Source organism: Tumidithrix elongata BACA0141 (assembly GCF_036349135.1).
GTDB classification, from domain to species: Bacteria; Cyanobacteriota; Cyanobacteriia; order Pseudanabaenales; family Pseudanabaenaceae; genus Tumidithrix; species Tumidithrix elongata.
Genome location: NZ_JAZBJZ010000067.1, coordinates 1 through 18,954 on the forward strand (window position 1 = coordinate 1; position 18,954 = coordinate 18,954).

Annotated in this window: 20 protein-coding genes and 2 tRNA genes; 13 read left to right on the plus strand and 9 right to left on the minus strand. The window is 44.0% G+C overall.

Annotated features, from left to right (window positions below):
- Positions 1-163: 163 nt before the first annotated feature.
- Positions 164-574, minus strand: coding sequence for a hypothetical protein (locus V2H45_RS15735; RefSeq protein WP_330484607.1), 411 nt, complete (start codon positions 572-574; stop codon positions 164-166).
- 42 nt (positions 575-616) lie between these two features.
- A complete protein-coding gene (locus V2H45_RS15740; protein ID WP_330484608.1) occupies positions 617-1,417 on the minus strand; it encodes a hypothetical protein in 801 nt (266 codons plus the stop codon).
- 130 nt (positions 1,418-1,547) lie between these two features.
- On the opposite strand from V2H45_RS15740, the gene V2H45_RS15745 reads away from it, so the two are divergent.
- Positions 1,548-4,103, plus strand: a complete 2,556-nt coding sequence (locus V2H45_RS15745) for a dynamin family protein (protein ID WP_330484609.1) — start codon at positions 1,548-1,550, stop codon at positions 4,101-4,103.
- On the opposite strand, the gene V2H45_RS15750 is transcribed toward V2H45_RS15745, so the two are convergent.
- From V2H45_RS15750 to V2H45_RS15765, 4 genes are all read right to left on the minus strand, one after another.
- Positions 4,096-4,956 (minus strand): DUF3598 family protein, encoded by an 861-nt coding sequence (locus tag V2H45_RS15750; protein WP_330484610.1) that lies wholly within the window; start codon positions 4,954-4,956, stop codon positions 4,096-4,098. The two genes, V2H45_RS15745 and V2H45_RS15750, sit on opposite strands and share 8 nt — an antisense overlap.
- Before the next feature lie 22 nt (positions 4,957-4,978).
- Positions 4,979-5,113 (minus strand): hypothetical protein, encoded by a 135-nt coding sequence (locus tag V2H45_RS15755; RefSeq protein WP_330484611.1) that lies wholly within the window; start codon positions 5,111-5,113, stop codon positions 4,979-4,981.
- A 5-nt stretch (positions 5,114-5,118) separates the two neighbouring features.
- Positions 5,119-5,772 carry an ATP phosphoribosyltransferase gene (gene hisG / locus V2H45_RS15760; RefSeq protein WP_330484612.1) on the minus strand — a complete coding sequence of 218 codons (654 nt, stop codon included), beginning with the start codon at positions 5,770-5,772 and terminating at the stop codon, positions 5,119-5,121.
- Between the two features lie 222 nt (positions 5,773-5,994).
- Entirely contained in the window at positions 5,995-6,750 is a 756-nt protein-coding gene (locus V2H45_RS15765; protein ID WP_330484613.1) for an SRPBCC family protein, read from the minus strand.
- Between the two features lie 16 nt (positions 6,751-6,766).
- Between V2H45_RS15765 and V2H45_RS15770 the strand changes: the two genes are divergently transcribed.
- The gene (locus V2H45_RS15770; protein ID WP_330484614.1) at positions 6,767-7,414 is read left to right on the plus strand and encodes a phosphoribosylanthranilate isomerase; all 648 of its coding nucleotides are present in this window, start codon (positions 6,767-6,769) and stop codon (positions 7,412-7,414) included.
- A gap of 1 nt (position 7,415) precedes the next feature.
- Here V2H45_RS15770 and V2H45_RS15775 read toward each other — a convergent pair whose 3' ends face one another.
- Positions 7,416-8,042 carry a hypothetical protein gene (locus V2H45_RS15775; RefSeq protein ID WP_330484615.1) on the minus strand — a complete coding sequence of 209 codons (627 nt, stop codon included), beginning with the start codon at positions 8,040-8,042 and terminating at the stop codon, positions 7,416-7,418.
- Between the two features lie 87 nt (positions 8,043-8,129).
- On the opposite strand from V2H45_RS15775, the gene V2H45_RS15780 reads away from it, so the two are divergent.
- The 7 genes from V2H45_RS15780 (at position 8,130) to V2H45_RS15810 (ending at position 15,063) form a co-directional block, all read left to right on the plus strand.
- Positions 8,130-8,270 carry a photosystem II protein Y gene (locus V2H45_RS15780; RefSeq protein ID WP_408648802.1) on the plus strand — a complete coding sequence of 47 codons (141 nt, stop codon included), beginning with the start codon at positions 8,130-8,132 and terminating at the stop codon, positions 8,268-8,270.
- 30 nt (positions 8,271-8,300) lie between these two features.
- Complete coding sequence (locus V2H45_RS15785) at positions 8,301-8,435, plus strand: hypothetical protein (protein WP_330484616.1); 135 nt, start codon at positions 8,301-8,303, stop codon at positions 8,433-8,435.
- A gap of 170 nt (positions 8,436-8,605) precedes the next feature.
- Positions 8,606-9,751 carry a citrate synthase gene (locus tag V2H45_RS15790; RefSeq protein ID WP_330484617.1) on the plus strand — a complete coding sequence of 382 codons (1,146 nt, stop codon included), beginning with the start codon at positions 8,606-8,608 and terminating at the stop codon, positions 9,749-9,751.
- A gap of 128 nt (positions 9,752-9,879) precedes the next feature.
- Complete coding sequence (locus V2H45_RS15795; RefSeq protein WP_330484618.1) at positions 9,880-10,881, plus strand: PRC-barrel domain-containing protein; 1,002 nt, start codon at positions 9,880-9,882, stop codon at positions 10,879-10,881.
- 138 nt (positions 10,882-11,019) lie between these two features.
- Positions 11,020-13,131 carry a signal recognition particle-docking protein FtsY gene (gene ftsY / locus V2H45_RS15800; RefSeq protein ID WP_330484619.1) on the plus strand — a complete coding sequence of 704 codons (2,112 nt, stop codon included), beginning with the start codon at positions 11,020-11,022 and terminating at the stop codon, positions 13,129-13,131.
- A gap of 217 nt (positions 13,132-13,348) precedes the next feature.
- Complete coding sequence (locus V2H45_RS15805) at positions 13,349-14,743, plus strand: PP2C family protein-serine/threonine phosphatase (RefSeq protein WP_330484620.1); 1,395 nt, start codon at positions 13,349-13,351, stop codon at positions 14,741-14,743.
- Positions 14,744-14,799: 56 nt separating this feature from the next.
- On the plus strand, positions 14,800-15,063 hold the full coding sequence (locus V2H45_RS15810; RefSeq protein WP_330484621.1) for a hypothetical protein: 264 nt from the start codon (positions 14,800-14,802) through the stop codon (positions 15,061-15,063).
- A gap of 107 nt (positions 15,064-15,170) precedes the next feature.
- Here the strand turns inward: V2H45_RS15810 and V2H45_RS15815 are convergent.
- Both V2H45_RS15815 and V2H45_RS15820 read right to left on the minus strand, forming a co-directional pair.
- Positions 15,171-15,244 (minus strand) — tRNA-Met (locus tag V2H45_RS15815).
- A gap of 143 nt (positions 15,245-15,387) precedes the next feature.
- The gene (locus V2H45_RS15820) at positions 15,388-16,797 is read right to left on the minus strand and encodes a sugar transferase (protein WP_408648803.1); all 1,410 of its coding nucleotides are present in this window, start codon (positions 16,795-16,797) and stop codon (positions 15,388-15,390) included.
- Positions 16,798-17,053: 256 nt separating this feature from the next.
- Between V2H45_RS15820 and V2H45_RS15825 the strand changes: the two genes are divergently transcribed.
- From V2H45_RS15825 to V2H45_RS15840, 4 genes are all read left to right on the plus strand, one after another.
- Positions 17,054-17,308 (plus strand): hypothetical protein, encoded by a 255-nt coding sequence (locus tag V2H45_RS15825; protein WP_330484623.1) that lies wholly within the window; start codon positions 17,054-17,056, stop codon positions 17,306-17,308.
- Positions 17,305-17,715, plus strand: coding sequence for a type II toxin-antitoxin system VapC family toxin (locus V2H45_RS15830; protein WP_330484624.1), 411 nt, complete (start codon positions 17,305-17,307; stop codon positions 17,713-17,715). Before V2H45_RS15825 ends, V2H45_RS15830 begins: the two co-directional genes overlap by 4 nt.
- A 173-nt stretch (positions 17,716-17,888) precedes the next feature.
- Positions 17,889-17,970: transfer RNA gene (locus V2H45_RS15835), tRNA-Leu, on the plus strand.
- A gap of 62 nt (positions 17,971-18,032) precedes the next feature.
- Positions 18,033-18,863 carry a TrmH family RNA methyltransferase gene (locus tag V2H45_RS15840; protein WP_330484625.1) on the plus strand — a complete coding sequence of 277 codons (831 nt, stop codon included), beginning with the start codon at positions 18,033-18,035 and terminating at the stop codon, positions 18,861-18,863.
- Positions 18,864-18,954 lie beyond the last annotated feature (91 nt).

An 18,954-nucleotide genomic window follows, 5' to 3' on the forward strand; every position in this document is an offset into this window, starting at 1 on the left:
TCCTTTTTTCTTGATTTTTATTCTCTTTTGGGTTCTCATGAATAATGTAGGTTAGTTACTTCGATCACAATATCAATACGATTTTCCTATTCACAATAAGATCGGTATTTTCCTAGCTCCTAATATAAAATTCGAGTAGTTTTATTTAGCTTGAAAGAGAACTTTATGTGGAAACTTGAAAGTAGTGATAGAGATTAGCGATTGACATATCTGAAGCTTGATTCAGATTTCTCATATTCAAAGATTTATGTCCAATAGCTTGTGATTTTTCAACAATGATATTCTCATATTTTATGCGTAATTCTGGCATAGCCATCAATTGAAGCTGATCTCGAAGAGAAGCAAAATGAGATTTAGGTTTGATATTGTCATAAAATTTTTGTTCAGGGATCTCTAAATCATTCTGAAGTATAGTACTGCTCTCTATCCACGCTTCACTTAAATCCGAGCTTTCTAGTAACTTCAAATCAGAAGTTGGTAGAGTACGAATCCATTCAGTTTGATTTTCCCAAGAAGACAGTATAGATAGATCTTGAATACAAATCCGTCTAATCTCTGGATAGATACAATCCATTTCATCTTGAGATCGAACACTATTGCTGATCTCTAAAATATCTTAACGAATTATTCTTTGAAGACTATCAAGTACATTGTACACTGCTCCAGATTGCTTTTGGATTTGGTATGTTATGGCAATAGTCTGTTCGATCGCCCAGCTACATTCCATCCTTCTTAACTTCCCAAGAGCCGATATCTCAGAGAGTAGCTGGGAATTACGATAATCAGCAAGAGCTACTTCAAGTAATTGTCGGGCATTCGCCAAATCTGCATCCCTTATTTCGACTTTTTCACATTCTACGGCTACCTGTATTAACTTTGTTGCTGCGAGAAACTTGCTGTAGGCATGAATGAGTACCAGGCGATGCTGCTCGAACTTGATATCTTGTGCAACTTGGTCAATATAATTAAGAATCTCTGCTCCCTGATCTTTAAGAACTTGTTTGAGATCGACAAATCCATCTTTAATCTCTAATCGCATTTGGCGAACATCTTCCCTCAATTGGAGAACCTGTTGAAGGCTCACAGCCGAAATTGCCAAATTTGCTACCACCCCAACACCGATCACCGCAGTTGTCGCTTGCAGGACTCCTAAAGTTTGTTGAATTTCTTTGATCCCACCTAAAATCTTAGTAAATCCTTGATGAGTTTGATACATTTGTATCCCACTCATAATAGATTGAACGGGAAATATGAAAGTCTGAGATGGCGAACCTGCCACCATTTTTGCGATTTCCACAAATTTACCTGTAATTGGGTCTCGTGCTATGGGCAAAAGCTTGCCTAACTTAGATACCACTTGCACTAACTGACCAGAGTTTAGCAGTGCTTGAGTAGCTGCTGAGAAAATATATTCCATAATATTCACCCCAAAAAAGAGAGTTGCTCGATCGCATAGTCATTCAAATACTATTAGATTAAACATAGTCTCAATATTTTACGACCTAATTCTGGTAAATTTTAGATAATGTGCTAAACAAGGATTAAGCATGAATACTCAATTAATTGGTAACCAAGCAGTACAAGTTCTTTCTCAACTAACGCGACAGAATTTGCTAATAACTGACATTACGCCACAAGTAGTATTTATGACTAATTTGATTACGCTATCGATGGGAGTTGCTCATGCCGATCAAAAAGTAACTGAAGATGAAGTTAACCATCTCAGGGATACCCTCAACAAACTGAACTTGAGCAATAGGAAAACAATAGAACTAGTTTTACTAATTCTTACAGGAGTTAAAACAAGTAAACTTTACTCTAAAATAGACGACTTCTTAATTTTATTAGTGCCTTTAAGCGAGGCAGAGAAGTTATTGTTGTTTGGATTGGGTTATAAAATTGCGATGGCAGATTCTAGCCTAGATGACCGTGAAAGAAATTATTTACGAACTTTGGGAAATCGCTTAGAAATTGAACCTCGTCACCTTGACGTTTTAGAATATAGTTTTAGCGGAAAGCAGTATATTTTCACGGATTTAGAGGAAGTACTCACTTTAATAGACCCTGTTAGATTTCGAGATTTAGGCACTGTATTTATCAATGCTGCTAATAATTTGATAGAAGCACTAAATAAGCCTCCTAAAGTTGAGGAACAACTATCCCAATCAACAATAACTTCAGTTGAGCCTAGAAATGGTGAATATCGAAAGCTAAATGATTTTAAAATATGGAAGCAAACTTTTCGCAAACGAGTAAATCATCTATCTCAACTAATTGATGATTCCATTCAAAATAGTCTTTTGCCAATTACCTTTCGAGAGAAAGCACAAAACATTCTACAGAGATTAGGTTCTCAAAGATTCCGTGTAGCTGTTATTGGTGAATTTAGTCAAGGTAAGTCCACATTGCTCAATGCTTTATTAGGTGAAGAGATTCAGCCTGTACGAGCAGTTCCATGTAGCGGAACAATTTCTGTACTTAAATATGGCTCAGTGAAACGGGTTATTTGTCGTTACCGCGATCTTAGAGAAGAAGAAATCTCCATTACAGAATATCAAGCCAAAGCTTCAATCTCTAAAAAAGCAGCTCTAGAGAACCGAGAAGAAGAACTACTTAAGTCAGAAATAGAAGAGATCATTTTTGAACACCCAAATTTATCGCTATGCCGTGATGGGGTAGAGATTATTGATTCTCCAGGATTAAATGAGCATCCAGAGAGGAGTTCAATCACTCAAAAACTGCTGAAAGAAACAGATGCCATTATTTTCCTGACAAATGCTAATAAGGTGATGACTCAAGGGGAAATTGGAATCATTAAAGAAATGCAAAAACAAGTTGATATGGAAGGAACTAAACCCTTAGATAATTTGTTTTTGGTTGTCAACTTTATAGATTGCATTGACAATGTTGACGATCTCAAAGATGTTCAAGATCGTGTTAATAACATTGCCCAAGATAGTCTAATTTCAGGAAACGATCGTATTCATTTTCTCTCTGCTAAATTTGCTTTGAAAGCCATTTTAGAAAACAAAAGTGATGAATATCTCACTACTTTCAAGAACTTCATAGAGTCTTTAGGAAATTTTCTAACAGATGAGAAAGGATATGTAATTATCCAAAATCTGACTCAAGAATTCAATGAGCTTGCTCAAGACTGTATCCAGGAGTTAGATAATGCTATAGATAATGTTGATATAAGTCTTTCAGCATCCGATCGACAAGAGATTTTGGAGCAAATTGGTGAAGCAAGTGGTAGATGTGTAACCATTCACAAAATGGTAGAGTTTTTAAGAGATCAAACCATTTCAATAAGTTTAGAATCTTGGCAACAATACAAACAAGGCTTAAAAGCTAGAGTTACCGCAAAAAGTGAAGGATGGAAAACTGACTATAATCCAATCTTTAGCCGTGATGCTCTCATTCAAGATTATATCGATCAGTTTAGTTCTACACTTCAAAATGAAGTCAATCAATGGGCAACCTCTCAGTTAAAAGATACTATTCTTACTCCTAAACTATCTCTTTTAGATAGAGGAATTAAGGAAGAATTGGATGCCCTTAACAAAAGCTTTGCACATCTTGATGAAAAAATCGGTACAAATTTCAGTGAGAATTTCAGACCTATCCTCAATGACTTTGATGTTAGTTATGTAGTGGGATTTGCAGCGACTGGAGTTGGAGTTGGTAGTGGTGCGGCAGCAGCTATGTTCTTTCTTATCCCTGCTCTTACTGTCGGTCCAGCAGTGATTGCGGGTATTATTGCTGCAGTAGTATTTGGTGGTGGTCTAGGAGCACTTGGTGCTTTTGATGCTTACAAGAAAATAATTAATAACGTCTGTGATGCTGGATTTACAGAATTCGAGAAATCTCAAGTGGAGATTGAACAACAAATTAAAGAATCTATCAATGGTGTATTTATATCTCGTTCTAATTCTGTGAATCACATAATCAAGCAAGTAATATCCGACTGCGAAAATCGGCTCGAACAAGAGGAAAAGAAGCATCAAGAAAATACTGATCGATTGCGAACTTCTATCTCTAATAAAAAGCAAGAATTTGAAAAAGAATACAATACAAGAACAAATTTTATGCCCCTCAGGTAATTTTCTGCTCAGCCACAAAAGTTAGACCTATCCATTCCCCCTTGGCATTGTAGCTGCGAATCACGCGTTGGTGCAGATCGGGCTGCACGAGCCAAGAAGCCGCGAGGCGAAAAGGTTGACCGAGTTTAAGGTGGGTGGGAGAAGTAGAGGAACTGCCATCGGGTAGAAACAGTGTCTGAATTGAGAGGTCACCTGACATCAAGCTGGGTTCAAAGTTGAGGATATTGGGATTAGAGTCATGGATGGTAGCGATCGATGTGATTGCAGGGATAGAAGGATCGCTTCCCATCCTTAAGGTCATGCTCACCTGTCGATCCTGTTGGCTCCATGTGCTGGCAGTTGGATAAATCTCCGATCGCCAGTCAGGATAGATCGTAATCGCTTCTCCTTGCCAATGACCTAATAGAGATTCCAACTTTAGCGGGGGGCGCTCTGGGATATTGCTTTCAGGTAAGTGTTCGCGAATCAGGGTTAGACTATCTAGGTTCCCTTCTTTGTTAAAGAGTTGTACTAAACGCAGGCGACGGGTGCGATCGATCAAGCCAAATTCGGCACCAAACTCAGACTGAAAGCCTAATTGTATCGATCCTTGAGAGAAAGCTCCATTCTCAAAAAGCAATATATTTCGACCTAAAGATGAGTAGGTTAAGACTTTCTCTTGGGTGCGATCGGGATAAAACTGCCGAATGGTTTGCTGAATTGTTTTGTTACTGTCTAATCCTTCCAGAATCGTTTCGCTTTTGATATCTTCTCTAAGCTCACCTTGAGGTGATAATCGCGTGAATGAGCCTTGCCAGCAACCAAGATTGAGCAATAAGCATTCCCACTGAGTTAAACCTTTGAGTGTTGCCATAAGCTTGAGAATCCTATCTCTACTATAGATATAAGTCGGGCTTACCTCCTTTAATCCCCTCTTTAGCCGCAAAGCGACTTCCCGCAGGGTAAGGAAAAGCTCGGAAATCTAATTCCCTCCCCTTGGCAAGGGGAGGGCTAGGGTGGGGAAATCCCATCTATTCTATTTTGCGATCGCCGGGCTTGCGATCGCAAACCGCACCTTATCAATTAATGTATTAAATTCATCAGAATAGAGGCGATAGCTGAGTGGATGGGCAATCAGTCGGGCTGTACTTTCAAATAGGACTTCGATTTCCACCAGACCATTTTCCTTGAGCGTGCGACCAGTTGAGACCAAATCGACGATCGCTTCTGCCATACCCGTAATTGGGCCCAGTTCTACCGAGCCATAGAGCGGAATAATTTCTACAGGTAAATCTAAGCTTTGAAAATATTCCCGCGCGCAACGGACTGACTTGGAGGCAACGCGGCAATGGGGTGGCAACTCTAAGGCTGAGGTAAATCGGCTAGCCTCTGATACGGCGACCGACATCCGACATTTGCCAAAACCCAGATCGACTAAGCAGGCAACCTTGGGCAATTTTTCGCGTAAGACATCTTCACCCACAATGCCCACTTGTGCTTGCCCGTATTCGACGTAAACAGGAACATCCTGCGCTCTCACCAGCAGCGCCTTTGCCGAACCAGTGGGGTCGGCGATCTGTAACTGGCGACTGGACGGATCGAGAAAGGCACTAAAATCTAAGCCAACAGACTTTAGCAAGCTAATCGAATCTTTGAGCAACGAACCCTTAGGCAAAGCGAAGGTAAACATAAAAAGGTAAAAGGTAAAGGGTGAAAGGTTATCGGTTATCGGTTATCGGCGTTTATTGGAATTAACATTTGAACTGACAACTGACAACTGACAACTGACAACTGACAACTAATAACCTATTCTGTCAGCATCGATCGCAGTTTGAATCATCCTGCCGCTAAAATTGCCGCAGCAGGAATTGCGATCGCCTATGCCATCCCTACTTTACCTGTGGAGATATTTCTAACGCCGACTAATTTCTTGACCGATGGCATCTAAGGTTTCTCTTAGAGAAGCTTTAAAGATTTGATAAAAAACATCTGAGGGTGTGGAGTCGTTGGGCTGAACGTTCACCGTATAGGTAATCAGCACCTGCGTAGGTGGTTGACGCGGTACGACAGAAACGGGTTCTAGTTGCCAGGAGCCTGTCATGCCTGCTAGATCGCCACTGATCAAACTAAAATCAATCTGTTGCTGATTTGACTCTGTAATTGCCAATTTGGTGCGAGAGGTTATCGTGGTCAAAAATATTTGGCGCTGATCGACCTGCTCTACCACCTTGCGATCGCCATTATTCTCTAGCACGCGACTAGAAGCCATGTTGGGAATAAAGTTGGCAAGGTTGCCGTAGTCTGTAAGCACATTCCAGGCGGTAGGTACAGAAGCATTGACCAAAATTCTTGCAACATACTGACCGCGATCGCCTGTTACCACCACCATGCCCTTGCGGAGGGCGTCCCGTTGAATTGGCGGTAACACATCGACTGGGCCATCAAAAAATTGAGCCTGTGCGGGTAATGCACTCGTAGCACCGCAGACAATTGCGAGAACTGTGACGCAAGTTAGGCTAACTTGTTTAAATGTACGAGTGAGTCCATTTACCCTAGAGGGATGACCCTGAAATTCGATCGGAGATTTGGTGGGAATCACTAGGTTTCGATCTAGGCTTTGATTGGGGGTTCGATCTAGATTTAGGTTCCTTGGCATTTCGCTTTTCACGGGTACTCTCAAGATTATGTACGTCAAAATTTGTGGAATTACGCAGCTAGAACAGGGCTTAGCGATCGCCAAGATGGGAGCTAACTGCTTGGGGTTTATTTGTGTAACCTCATCGCCACGCTACATTGATTCTAAGCAAATTCGTCTAATTACCGACAAACTGCCTTTTAGTGTAGATCGGGTTGGCGTATTCATGGGTGTAAGTCTGGATACAAGCGTTGACGAAATTTGCCAAGTTGCCCGACAGTCAGGTTTGAGTGGTATACAACTCCATGGTAACGAATCTCCTGAATTTTGCCGCGAAATTAAAACGAAATTGCCCGATCGCCAACTGATCAAAGCCCTCAATATTCGATCTTCCCAAGAGTTAACGCGAGTCGATGCCTACAGTGACTGTGTGGATGCGATCTTACTGGATGCATACGATCCCAAACTAGCGGGTGGCACGGGTAAAACCCTTGACTGGCAAATGCTCACATCATTTCGCCCTCCCTGTCCTTGGTGGCTGGCGGGCGGCTTGTCACCTGAAAATATTACGAATGCCTTATCCCAAGTTTCGCCCGATGGTGTAGATGTATCGAGCGGTGTCGAGCGATCGCCTGGAGACAAAGACCTAGAGCTTGTAGAAAAGTTCATCCAGCAAGTCAGAACCCTAAAAGCCTGAATTATTCACCTTTTAATAACCCAATCAGCGCTCTTCCTGTAATTGCGCCGTAGGTTGCTGCACCTGCAATTCCACCCGCGATCGGGGCACCCACAATGACATATCCAAAAAGTGCCCAACTCTTATCTAGATGTCCAAAAAATGCTTGAAAAATGGCGAGTCCCAGTGCAAAAGATATGCATTGCATAACTGAAAAGCTTATGAGACCTATTAAAGTGGTACGCAACCACCGCCAAATCTTTGATTTTCCTAGTACCCAACCTTGAGCAATTCCCACGCTAGCGATACCAAGCAGTGTTAGTCCGACCAAAACATAGATTGACGGATCTAGAAGCCCTTTCAGCACCACATACATCGTGCAGCTCAAAGTTATACTTCCAGCCGTTGCTGCAATCCAGCGATTGGCATTAGGGATATGTTTTCTTAAAACCAGCCATTGTGAAATGCCTAGAAATAAACCACCTAGAGCACTACCCAATGCGCTACTAAACAATAAATGGGGCAAACTATCCGATCGCTCACCATTCGTCACGGGTAGGGTGAAAAAAAAATAAAGACCGAAAAAACAACCGACATTAAAGCCAATCGTCGTTGCGGTTATCCACCGCGTCTGAAATTTTCCATTCATGATAAATCCTTGCGATCGAGGCTGCGGTTTGAATCATAAGCTGCAATAATTAGAGCAAAATAAAACATTTCGTTAAGGTAATTAAATATGGATATTGATTTAAGACCAGTTCTAGTCTTAGGCCCGATTGTTCTAGTAATTGGCTGGGCAGCATTTAACATTGGCAAGGCTGTGATCAGTGGTGAAGCTTCCCTATTTGGTAGTAGAGGCAACAACCCATTTAAGTAATTGGGCGAATAATTCAATGAGCCAAAGGCTGTGGTTAGCATTGCGTTAGTCCTCAGCCTTTTTGTTTTAGCTATTTTCTCGTCAGCGATCGTGCATACCAGAATATTTCTAAAATCTAGACAACAGATCGATACCCCTACGGGCGATTTGGTAGATCGCGCGTAACTCGTAATATGAGTAGCGATCGCAATTACTAGCAAACTTGATATCAACCAATTAGAAGCTCTGTAGCTTAAGAATGATTGATGGCGAGTGAGATGCTAGATTTATGATCGAGATTCTGAGTTGCTTCAGAGACATTTGTAAACATTCTTTCAGAGTTAAGGTAGCTGTTTATGGCAGTTGGTGAATATAAGCCCGGGTTAGAAGGAGTTCCTGCTACTCAGTCCAACATCAGTTACGTAGATGGACTAACGGGGCTACTGGAATATCGGGGTATCCGAATTGAAGACCTATGTAAGTACAGTAGTTTTCTAGAGACAAGCTACCTGCTCGTATTTGGAGAATTACCTAAAGCGCTACAGCTCAAAGAGTTTGAACATGAAGTCGTGCATCGGCGACGGATCAAATATCGCATCCGAGATATGATCAAGTGCTTCCCAGACAACGCCCATCCCATGGATGCGCTTCAGACCTGCGTGTCTGCTTTGGGGATGTTTTATCCCCTCGAAGACCTCCATGATGCCGAATATATCTATCAAGCCGCGATTCGGTTATTAGCTAAAGTCCCTACGATGGTGGCAGCATTTCACATGATGCGGCAGGGGAACGATCCAGTCATGCCCAAAGATGGTTTGGGTTATGCCGCCAATTTTCTATACATGCTCAACGAGAAAGTACCCGATCCCTTGGCTGCCCATGTATTTGATGTCTGTCTGACCTTACACGCCGAGCATACGGTCAATGCCTCAACCTTTTCAGCCTTGGTGACAGCCTCCACGCTCACAGATCCCTATACGGTTTTAAGCTCGGCGATCGGCACGCTTGCGGGACCTCTGCATGGTGGGGCAAATGAAGAAGTCATGAAGATGCTCGAAGAAATCGGCAGCATTGAGAATGTCAAGCCCTTCCTAGAACGCAAAATTGAGCGCAAGGAAAAAATCATGGGCTTTGGGCATCGCGTTTATAAGGTTAAAGATCCCCGCGCTCCGATTTTGCAAGATCTTGCCCACAAGTTATTCGATCAGTTTGGTCACGATCGCTACTATGACATCGCCCTAGAACTAGAAAAACAGGCTACCGAAAAGCTATCGTCTAAAGGCATTTACCCCAATGTCGATTTTTATTCAGGCTTGGTTTACAAGAAACTAGGTATTCCTTTGGACTTATTTACGCCGATTTTTGCGATCGCTCGCGTCCCTGGTTGGCTAGCCCACTGGAAAGAACAACTTGCGGATAACCGCCTCTTCCGTCCTACTCAGGTCTACACAGGGTTGCACGATATTACTTATACGCCAATTGAAGCAAGGGAGCCCTCATAAGTTAAAATACCTATTCGGTATCCTCTCGCTACTCCAAAGATCCGAGTCTGCTAAAATCAGGTCAGATTTTGTTCGATCTGTTACTCTTTAGTCCCTTAACGGGAAATTTGATTAATCCCATCACAGCCATGATGCAATCTGAAACAATCCGCCAACGCGCTTCTATTCTGGGTGTACAAGTTATTAGCAAAGCGACCGCCACGAGGTTAGGTATTGTTACGCAAATTTGGCTGGATGTCGATCAGCGCAGAGTGATGGGGCTAAGCGTAGCTGAGCGGTTTATTCCGGGCACGCCGATCGGCATTGGTGACACCTTTTACATGACCCTCGATCGCATTTCACTATTAGGTCCCGATGCCATCCTCGTCGATGATGAGTCGGTCTTAGAAGATATTCTCGTGACCGAGAAATATACCAACTTGATTGGGAATGAAGTGGTTACAGAATCGGGCGAGTTGCTGGGTAAAGTCAGAGATTTTAAGTTTGACCCCGAGACTGGCGATCTGGTCTATCTCATTTTGGCTTCGCTCGGTAGCCCCTTGATTCCGTCGGCAGTGATCAGCACCTACGAGCTGGATGTGAATGAGATTATTGCCGTTGGACGCGATCGCATCATTGTCACAGAGGGCATGGAAGACCGAATGACGCAGCTTTCTAAAGGAATCTTAGAGCGACTAGGTTTAGGCAAGCCTCCTTGGGAAGACGAGTTTGAGGATGAGTACAATATGCCTCCTGCCACCTTTAACAACTTACGCGATAACGCCTTGTCTTCGGGCAAGCGATCGAATAGTTCCTATAGCGATCGACAACCAGAGCAGCGTCCAGTCTATCGTCGCGAAGAAGCATGGGAAGAAGAGGATAACTGGTCAGAAGAACGCGTACCCGTCTCACCACCTCCACGCCGTCAAGCTAGAGCCGAGCCTAGACCCGAGTCCAGACCCGAGCCTAAACCTGTTAGACCAGTCACACCTCCACCTCTGGATGATGATTACGACGATTATGATGACTTTGAGGATGGCTATCCTAAAGCCAAGGGCTATCGCGAAGAAACCAGACAGCAAATTAAGGATGCTTGGGGCACTGATAAGCCAAAGCAAGTAATTCCCGAAGAAGAGTTTGAGGAGCTATAAAACTGTTTCGGGAAACCATACACAGTAATCGTGCCGAAAAGTCTTAAACTATCTACAGTTAAAGCGTTACAGTCGTAATTATTGATTTCGATGCGTAACATTTAGCAGCGATCGCAGCAAGATAGTGAAGGTAGAGGCATGGTTTTTAATTGGTTTCGGCGCAAATTTGACGATGAAAAGCAGTCTGAAGAGCAATCTGTAGAAGAGCAAAAAGCTGAAAGTCAAGCAGAGGCGGAACCCGTCGCACCTCCAGCCGAAACCACAGCAACTTCTACCCCTCAGTCTCAAGATTTGCTCAATTGGGCAAAGGCTGCCTACGTCAATATTCAAAAGCAACAGACTGAGGTCGTTCAACCTGAAGTTATTACCGAATCAACACCTGCAACTGAACCTGAATCAGAACCTGATTCAGCACCAACTTCTGAGCTAGTCACCGAACCGCCCCCCGAACCGCCGACAGAGTCGGCGGAACCAGTTGCAACAGAGCCAATTGCAGAAACTATTTCAGAGCCGATCGCCGAAGCAGCGACCCCAGACATCTCTGTTGAAGCAGAAGCAGAGTTGCTCCCAGAAACGATCGCTGCCGAGCCTGCTCCCGAACCTATTACAGAACCAAATGTAGAGCCTTCTAGCGAATTCATCCCAGATGCAGTTCCTGAAACGACTCCTGAGCTAGTAACCGCTCCTCCAGTTGAAGCAAGCCTTGAGTCCGAACCTGAAGCGATCGCAGCAGCCGAACCCATCGCCGAAATCGTTGACATCATTGATGCAGGAATTCCAGAAACTATTCCTGAAACTGCTGCTGAAAGTATTCCCGAAACTGCTGCTGAAAGTATTACTGAAACTGCTGTTGAAGCCGTTCCAACTCTGACTGTTGAGGAACCTGTTGTTACGGACGCACCTACCGTTGAACCAACACCTGAACCATCGCCTGAACCAACACCTGAACCAACACCTGAACCAGTTATAGAAACTGTTGCAGAGCCTGTTGCCAGCGAGTCAGTTCCAGACAATTTACCCGAAGCCTCGACCTTCGATCCCAACGAGGAACCGACCGTACCTTTACCCTTCTGGATGCAATCTGAGTCTGATCGCCTTGCCAGAATTGCGGCATTGGAGGCAAATGCGATCGTCGAGCCAGAGCCAGAAACGCCTCAGCCTGTGGTTGTAACCCAAACCAAAACACAAGTCCAAATCCCGATTTACGAACCCCAACTCCCCTTTGATGAGAGTTTTCTGTGGTCAGCAGAGGTTTTAGCCTCTCAGGGAAGGCGACCCGAAGAGATTTCGGCAGAGGAAATCACATGGTTAAAGCGTTTGCGTCAAGGCTTAGATAAGACGCGGTTAACGCTAGTTAATCAACTCAAAGCCTTAGTAGGAAAAGGGCCTCTCGGTGCCGATGATGTTGATGAGATTGAGGCTTTATTGCTACAAGCCGATGTGGGCGTACAGGCAACCGACAAAATCGTTCAAGCCCTGCAAACCAAACTCAGAAATGAGGTCTTACCCCCTGAAGCCGCGATCGCCTTCTTAAAGCAAATTTTGCGAGAAATGCTGGATGCACCTCTGCTAGTCGAGAAAAAAGGGGCTAACAAGAAACCACCGGTTGCCAATCTAGTTCCCGAAAAAAATCAGTTGAATATCTGGCTGATTACGGGCGTAAATGGAGCCGGCAAAACTACCACGATCGGCAAACTTGCCCATATTGCTAACAAATCTGGATATAAAACTTTAATTGCCGCTGCCGACACATTTAGGGCAGCAGCCGTACAACAGGTTCAGGCTTGGGGGGAGCGATCGCAGGTCGAGGTAATCGCCAATACGGGTAAAAATACCGATCCCGCCGCCGTGGTGTTTGATGCTATCATAGCGGCGCAAGCGCGTGGCTCGGAACTGTTGCTGATTGACACGGCTGGAAGACTCCAAAATAAAAACAATTTAATGGAGGAACTCAGCAAAATTAGACGCATTGTTGATAAAAAAGCGCCTGAGGCAACCATTGAGTCTTTGTTGGTTTTAGATGCCACATTAGGGCAAAACGGCTTGCGTCAAGCTGAGGTCTTTTCTAAATCTGCGGGTATTAGCGGTGTCGTGCTAACCAAATTAGATGGAACAGCCAAAGGCGGTGTGGCGATCGCCGTTGTCGAACAACTCGGGCTCCCCATTCGCTTTATTGGTGCTGGCGAAGGGATCGAAGATTTAAGACCCTTCTCTAGTTATGAGTTTGTTGAGGCACTCTTGAGCAATTAGATCGGTTTGTCATCCTAGGGTTGACATTTTTATCCAGGTAAATCCTTAGGAAATCTATCAACCAATACGAATACATAGATATTCATCAGCTTTTGACTGCAAGTTACGCTAAACTATGTGACTAAATTTAGTGAATTACTTTCGAGAAACTTTTTATTTCTAGCATTTTTGCCCTAGACTGTTGCCTAAGATTTTCGCCCAAGATTTTTGCCACAGTATGTCTTTATCACTGCCACCTAGAAAATCATCTCCACCCAAAAAAGTCTCTAGAACTGAACTAGATGACTCGCTTGTGTTGGTGAAAGATCTAAAAGAAATCTTACGGCGGTCAAACCAAGATCGTGAAAAAATCTCGGAGCTATTGAGCTTCTTAGGCTATGCCCTCCGCAGTCTGAGTAACCTCAACCAGTTTTTAGAACTAATTCCCCTAATTGCCTGTCGGGTAACTGACTCCGATGGTGGGGCGCTGATTTTATTTAAATCAAGCGGACAGATGAGCCTAGAGTCTTTGCACTGCCCCGATAACGGTGCCCACGGCATGCAATCTCAACAGGTGCGGTATGCGATCGAACGCGCAATCCAGCAAGTATTCTCAGGTTCGACGACAGCTTTAGATGAATTAGTCAGTCGCTACCTAGGGGCAGATGTTCATCTGTTTGGGACATCGATCCTAGTCAAAAATGCCGTGCGCGGTCGCCTGTACATCTTTAGCCGCAAGACTGATTATCCTTGGGATGATACCAAGCGCAAGTTGATGCGCCTAGTTGCCGATCAAACGGCAGTGGGTCTAGAAAACAACGAATTAGCCGCAGAATTAATCAAAAAAGAACGCCAAGATCGAGAGCTAGAGATCGGTGCTGAGATTCAACGGCAACTCTTACCTCGCAACTGCCCAGTGATTCAAGGGATAGAAATTGCGGCGCGTTGTCTGACGGCAAGCCGTGTTGGAGGCGACTACTACGACTTCATTCCCATTCAAAAAGGCGAACGCTGGAGTTTTGTCGTCGGGGATGTCATGGGGAAAGGCGTACCTGCGGGTCTCATCATGACCATGACCAGAGGAATGCTAAGGGCTGAAGTTCTAAACAGCCATTCACCCAGCAAGATTCTCGAACATCTAAATGAGGTTATGTACGATGACCTAGAGAAATCTCATCGTTTCGTGACCATGTTCTACTCGGAATACGATCCCAAAACGCAAATTTTATCGTTTAGCAATGCGGCGCATACCCCTGCGTTGCTGTGGCGATCGCAAACCCGCACAGTCCATGCTTTAGATACGGTTGGGGCGCTGATCGGTCTAGAGGTCGGCTCCAAGTTTGAAGAGCGGAGCGTTCATTTACAGCCCAATGATGTCGTGATCTACTACACCGATGGCTTTACCGAAGCTGCCAATGACAAAGGCGATCGCTTTGACGAAGAAAATCTACGACAGGCTTTAGATTATGCTTGTCAACATTGCATTCCTGAATCCTCAGAGATTAACCATCCTCAGGCAATACTTGACTACATTTTCAAACAGGTGCAAGATTTTATCGGTGAAGGTCATAGCCATAGTGACGATATGACTTTAGTGGTCTTGAAGTGCCAAAATAAGCAATTGGCAAATTAGGTACTTTTAAACAAGTACTCTCAAACAAAATATAGCGAACCCTGTAGTGTTAAACCATGATTGATATACTTCCTACCTTTATCAGTGCGATCGATGTCAGCAGTTTCGATCTCAGCCTATTTGACTTTAACTTGCTTGATTTCAATATTTTCGATGTAGATTGGACGACGTTAGCCCAAACTGGAGATAAGCAGTTTCCGCAAGATGTTTTGGGTGATATGGGCAAAGGCTGGAATGGTTTTGTCAAGTCTGGGCAAATCTGGGCGCTTTTGATTGGGTTAATTGCTGGCTATCTATTTAGAAGTATTACGGCTGGTTAAAAAGTAGCTGCTTCGCCTCATAGTTGCAATTCAGCATTACAAAAGAAAGGTCTGCAAAATATATTTTGCAGACCTTTCTTTATGATTTGGGTTCTTATAGTTAGAAATGGCGGGGGATGGATTTGAACCAACGACCTTCGGGTTATGAGCCCGACGAGCTACCAGGCTGCTCTACCCCGCGTTATGTAAATCAGTATAGCAGAGTATATGGATAGATTGGGATAAATTTCTCTAATTCATCGCGATCGCACACCTCTTTAGACCTAAAACAAATTCAGCGTATAGGTTTTAGAGATTTGAAGAGCTGTAGAAAATACAGAGAATTCAATACGCACCCTTGCCAAATAAAACAATTCTGACAGTTTCAACCAAAATGCCTAAATCTAGGTTGAGCGACCAATGATCGATGTAAAACAAATCTAGGCGAGTCACAGCGTCAATGGTAACTAAGTCAGAGCGCCCCGAAATTTGCCATAAGCCCGTAATTCCAGGCATAACCAAGTGCCTTGTGTGATGCCAACTGTCAAACTTACCCACATCTCTAATGGGAAATGGGCGAGGGCCAACTAAACTCATTTGCCCGATCAGTACGTTAAACAACTGCGGTAGCTCATCCATACTTGTGCGTCGCAAAAAACGCCCGATTGGGATGATGCGCGGATCTTGCTTAATTTTAAACATCACACCATCTTTGCTTTCATTCAAGCGCTCTAATTCTGGCTGAAAGCGCTCCGCATCCTTGTACATGCTACGAAACTTCCACATCCGAAATACCTGACCATGTAAGCCCACCCTTTCTTGACAGTAAAACACACTGCCTTTAGATGAGAGTTTTATTGCGATCGCGATCGCAATAAACACAGGCGCAAGCACAATGAGTCCAATCGCAGCTCCTACAAAGTCGAGCAACCGTTTAAAACTATATTCCCAAACGCTAAAAAACTGTGCTTCTAGCCGAATCATGGGCATGCCTGCAAAAATCTCTGGCGAGCCTCGTCGATGCAGCATCATCAGGCTAGAGGGCACAAGCCGCAAGCCAATCCCAGCATTTCGCAGTTGCCAGTACAAATTGGATGCTAATTGGGTCTCAGGCAGATTTTCGGCAATCACTTCTCTCGCCCCTGACAGCGAAATCAGATGCATAGCTGAAGCCGTATTCGCTAAGGAGGAAACCACCGAGCCTACGACTCGATAGCCCGTTCTGGCAGTAATCAACTCAGCCAAAACTGGAATCCGATCGGCAGGCGCAATGATAAATACGGGGGTCTGGGTGCGGGCAGTACAAAACTGTTCGAGGAGCAAGGTCAGAACCAGTCGCAGTCCGAGCACGCAGAGAATACTAGCTAGCCAAGCAGGAAAAAATAGCGATCGCGGCGCACTCAATTTTGGATCGTAAAAATAGACAAGCACCAGCGATGACAGGTAAATCCCACTAATTACCTGCGCCTGTTTGACATAATTTCGCCATTGCGCATCCGTGGAATAAAAATTATGGTAAGCAAAAGCTAAAACCGTTCCAGCCGCAAATGCCCAGAATAATCCTGAAAAGCCAAACCATTTCCCCCAATCTAGTTGTGGCGGCAAAGGAGAAAATGCACGGTTGACCTTTTCCGCAATTTGCCATGCGATCGCCAAACCGATAATGTCTCCTAAAATGAGTACGAGGGTAGTTAGCCAACCTAATTTGAGTTGGTTGCCTAGCTGGAGTTGTTTGCAGGCTCTGATATCAGTCATTTGAACTTGTTTGCGATCGCTAATCACATTAACGCACCTGTTTGGGGTATTTGAGCGAGAAGCCATAAACAAAAAGCTATGAACATTTAACTGTTAGCTTTTGCATACTATTTATCTTGCCCAAAATTTGCAGCGAAAGGGTCATCTAGCTATCCTAAATCAATTGTGGAGTAGCATCAGCAGCCCTAAATATTGGAAACAACTTTAAAAGAGTAAAATTTTGGAAAATCCTTTTTGAATAATTTGAATAAAAACAATGAACCAACAACTCATTCAAGCAATTCAAGAACTGCCTAGTGAAGTATTACCTGAACTTGCTAGCTTTGTAGAATACCTAAAGTTCAAAAGTACCCTGCCAAAGCTAAAAAGTCCCAGTTCATCCTTCTTACTGGGTATTGCTGGCTTAGGCAGTTCAGGCGAAAGTGATATCTCCGATCGCGATGAAGAAATCTTGGCAAAAGAAGTTTCACCTTTGCAGGGATGGAGTATTAAGGTAGAGACTCAAATATGACAGCTATTCTAGATACAAGCTTTCTGTTTGCTTTAACGGATAAGAGCGATCGAAATCATGCTCTTGTTTACAACATTGCCCAAAATATCCAAGGGGATCTACTTCTACCAGTAGTTGTGTTGCCAGAAGTCTGTTATTTGATCGGCTCAAGGTTAGGACATCAAGCAATGCGTAGCTTTCTCAGCCAGCTCGCAAGTAGTGCTATCCAAATTGAGTCAGTTACAGTAAATGACATACAGCGTGTTAATGAAATTTTAGAACAGTATGCAGATAGTCAGCTAGATTTTGTTGATGCTTGCATTGTTACGATCGCTGAACGAGAAAGCATTAACCATATTCTCACCCTCGATCGACGTGACTTTAGCATTATCCGCCCAAAGCATTGTCAATACTTTGAAATACCTTAAAAATCTTCTTTGACCGCTCCAAGCCAATAGCTAGCTACCTACTTCACCTCTCGTCTTGTTGTTGCAAATCAAAAAAGAGCAAAGGCTAAAAGCTAAGTAATGATTGACACAGTGCACCGATTAGAGCAAACTTATTAATTGCAATAGGGATCCTACTTGATTCTATTTGTGATGCGGAACTGGCGGAATTGGTAGACGCGCATGTTTCAGGTACATGTACTGAAAGGTTTGGGAGTTCAAGTCTCCCGTTCCGCATTCTCTTAAAGGCTGCTACCCATTTAAGTTTAAAGCTAAGTTTAAAGCTCGAAGCAAGAGAGATGATCGCTAGTACTCGTAATCCTCTTGTCAAGCAATTACGCCAACTTGGGGCAAGTTCCAAAGAGCGCAAACAGCAGCAATTATTTTTAATCGAAGGAACCCATGCCTTAACCGAAGCGATCGCGACGTCTTACCCTTTGTCGATTGTTTGTCATACAGAGTCATGGGCGGTGCTTAATCCACAGCTTTACGCACAACTCCAAAGCCAAGCTGAATTGCAGACAGATCGCCAAGGCTTGAGACTAGAACTGGTGAGTGAAGAGGTCTTGGCAGCGATCGCCACCACCGTAAACCCTGATGGTGCGATCGCGGTCGCACCAATCCCAGTCAACGCCACATCTTCAAGAATTCAAACCCTAGGTGTTGTCCTAGAAACAATCCAAGATCCTGGCAATCTAGGCGCAACGATCCGCTCGGCTGTTGCCGTGGGTATCGACGGTCTGTTGGTGAGTCAAGACAGTGTGGACTTAACCCACCCCAAGATTATTCGCGCTACCGCAGGACAGTGGTTTCGCTGTCCGATGCAGTCTGTCAGAGATTTGCCCACCGAAGTGCAAAAATTGCAGGCACAAGGGATGAAAGCGATCGCAACGCTTCCCAATGCTTCGACTGCCTATTGGGATTATGACTTTACACAACCGAGTTTGATTTTGTTGGGAAATGAAGGCAAAGGTCTATCTAGGGAATTGATCGATTTAGCCGATGAGGCTGTCACAATTCCCTTAAATAACCATGTGGAATCTCTGAATGTGGCAATTTGTGGATCTTTATTGCTCTACGAAGCCTACCGCCAACGGCGATCGCAAGGTATTTGGGGGAGGCAAGTATAAATCAACGCATAGGGATCGAGGTCCAGATAGTGTAATCCTCTAGCTTAAAGTCACGATGGTATCCCTATTGATTTACATCGTGGGATGCACT

Bases quoted from the DNA above. Each gene is read 5' to 3' on its own strand.
- V2H45_RS15735 (WP_330484607.1), bottom strand. From the start codon at position 574: ATGGATTGTATCTATCCAGAGATTAGACGGATTTGTATTCAAGATCTA.
- V2H45_RS15740 (WP_330484608.1), bottom strand. From the start codon at position 1,417: ATGGAATATATTTTCTCAGCAGCTACTCAAGCACTGCTAAACTCTGGT.
- V2H45_RS15745 (WP_330484609.1), top strand. From the start codon at position 1,548: ATGAATACTCAATTAATTGGTAACCAAGCAGTACAAGTTCTTTCTCAA.
- V2H45_RS15750 (WP_330484610.1), bottom strand. From the start codon at position 4,956: ATGGCAACACTCAAAGGTTTAACTCAGTGGGAATGCTTATTGCTCAAT.
- V2H45_RS15755 (WP_330484611.1), bottom strand. From the start codon at position 5,113: ATGGGATTTCCCCACCCTAGCCCTCCCCTTGCCAAGGGGAGGGAATTA.
- hisG (WP_330484612.1), bottom strand. From the start codon at position 5,772: ATGTTTACCTTCGCTTTGCCTAAGGGTTCGTTGCTCAAAGATTCGATT.
- V2H45_RS15770 (WP_330484614.1), top strand. From the start codon at position 6,767: ATGTACGTCAAAATTTGTGGAATTACGCAGCTAGAACAGGGCTTAGCG.
- V2H45_RS15775 (WP_330484615.1), bottom strand. From the start codon at position 8,042: ATGAATGGAAAATTTCAGACGCGGTGGATAACCGCAACGACGATTGGC.
- V2H45_RS15780 (WP_408648802.1), top strand. From the start codon at position 8,130: ATGGATATTGATTTAAGACCAGTTCTAGTCTTAGGCCCGATTGTTCTA.
- V2H45_RS15790 (WP_330484617.1), top strand. From the start codon at position 8,606: ATGGCAGTTGGTGAATATAAGCCCGGGTTAGAAGGAGTTCCTGCTACT.
- V2H45_RS15795 (WP_330484618.1), top strand. From the start codon at position 9,880: ATGATGCAATCTGAAACAATCCGCCAACGCGCTTCTATTCTGGGTGTA.
- ftsY (WP_330484619.1), top strand. From the start codon at position 11,020: ATGGTTTTTAATTGGTTTCGGCGCAAATTTGACGATGAAAAGCAGTCT.
- V2H45_RS15805 (WP_330484620.1), top strand. From the start codon at position 13,349: ATGTCTTTATCACTGCCACCTAGAAAATCATCTCCACCCAAAAAAGTC.
- V2H45_RS15810 (WP_330484621.1), top strand. From the start codon at position 14,800: ATGATTGATATACTTCCTACCTTTATCAGTGCGATCGATGTCAGCAGT.
- V2H45_RS15820 (WP_408648803.1), bottom strand. From the start codon at position 16,797: ATGACTGATATCAGAGCCTGCAAACAACTCCAGCTAGGCAACCAACTC.
- V2H45_RS15825 (WP_330484623.1), top strand. From the start codon at position 17,054: ATGAACCAACAACTCATTCAAGCAATTCAAGAACTGCCTAGTGAAGTA.
- V2H45_RS15830 (WP_330484624.1), top strand. From the start codon at position 17,305: ATGACAGCTATTCTAGATACAAGCTTTCTGTTTGCTTTAACGGATAAG.
- V2H45_RS15840 (WP_330484625.1), top strand. From the start codon at position 18,033: ATGATCGCTAGTACTCGTAATCCTCTTGTCAAGCAATTACGCCAACTT.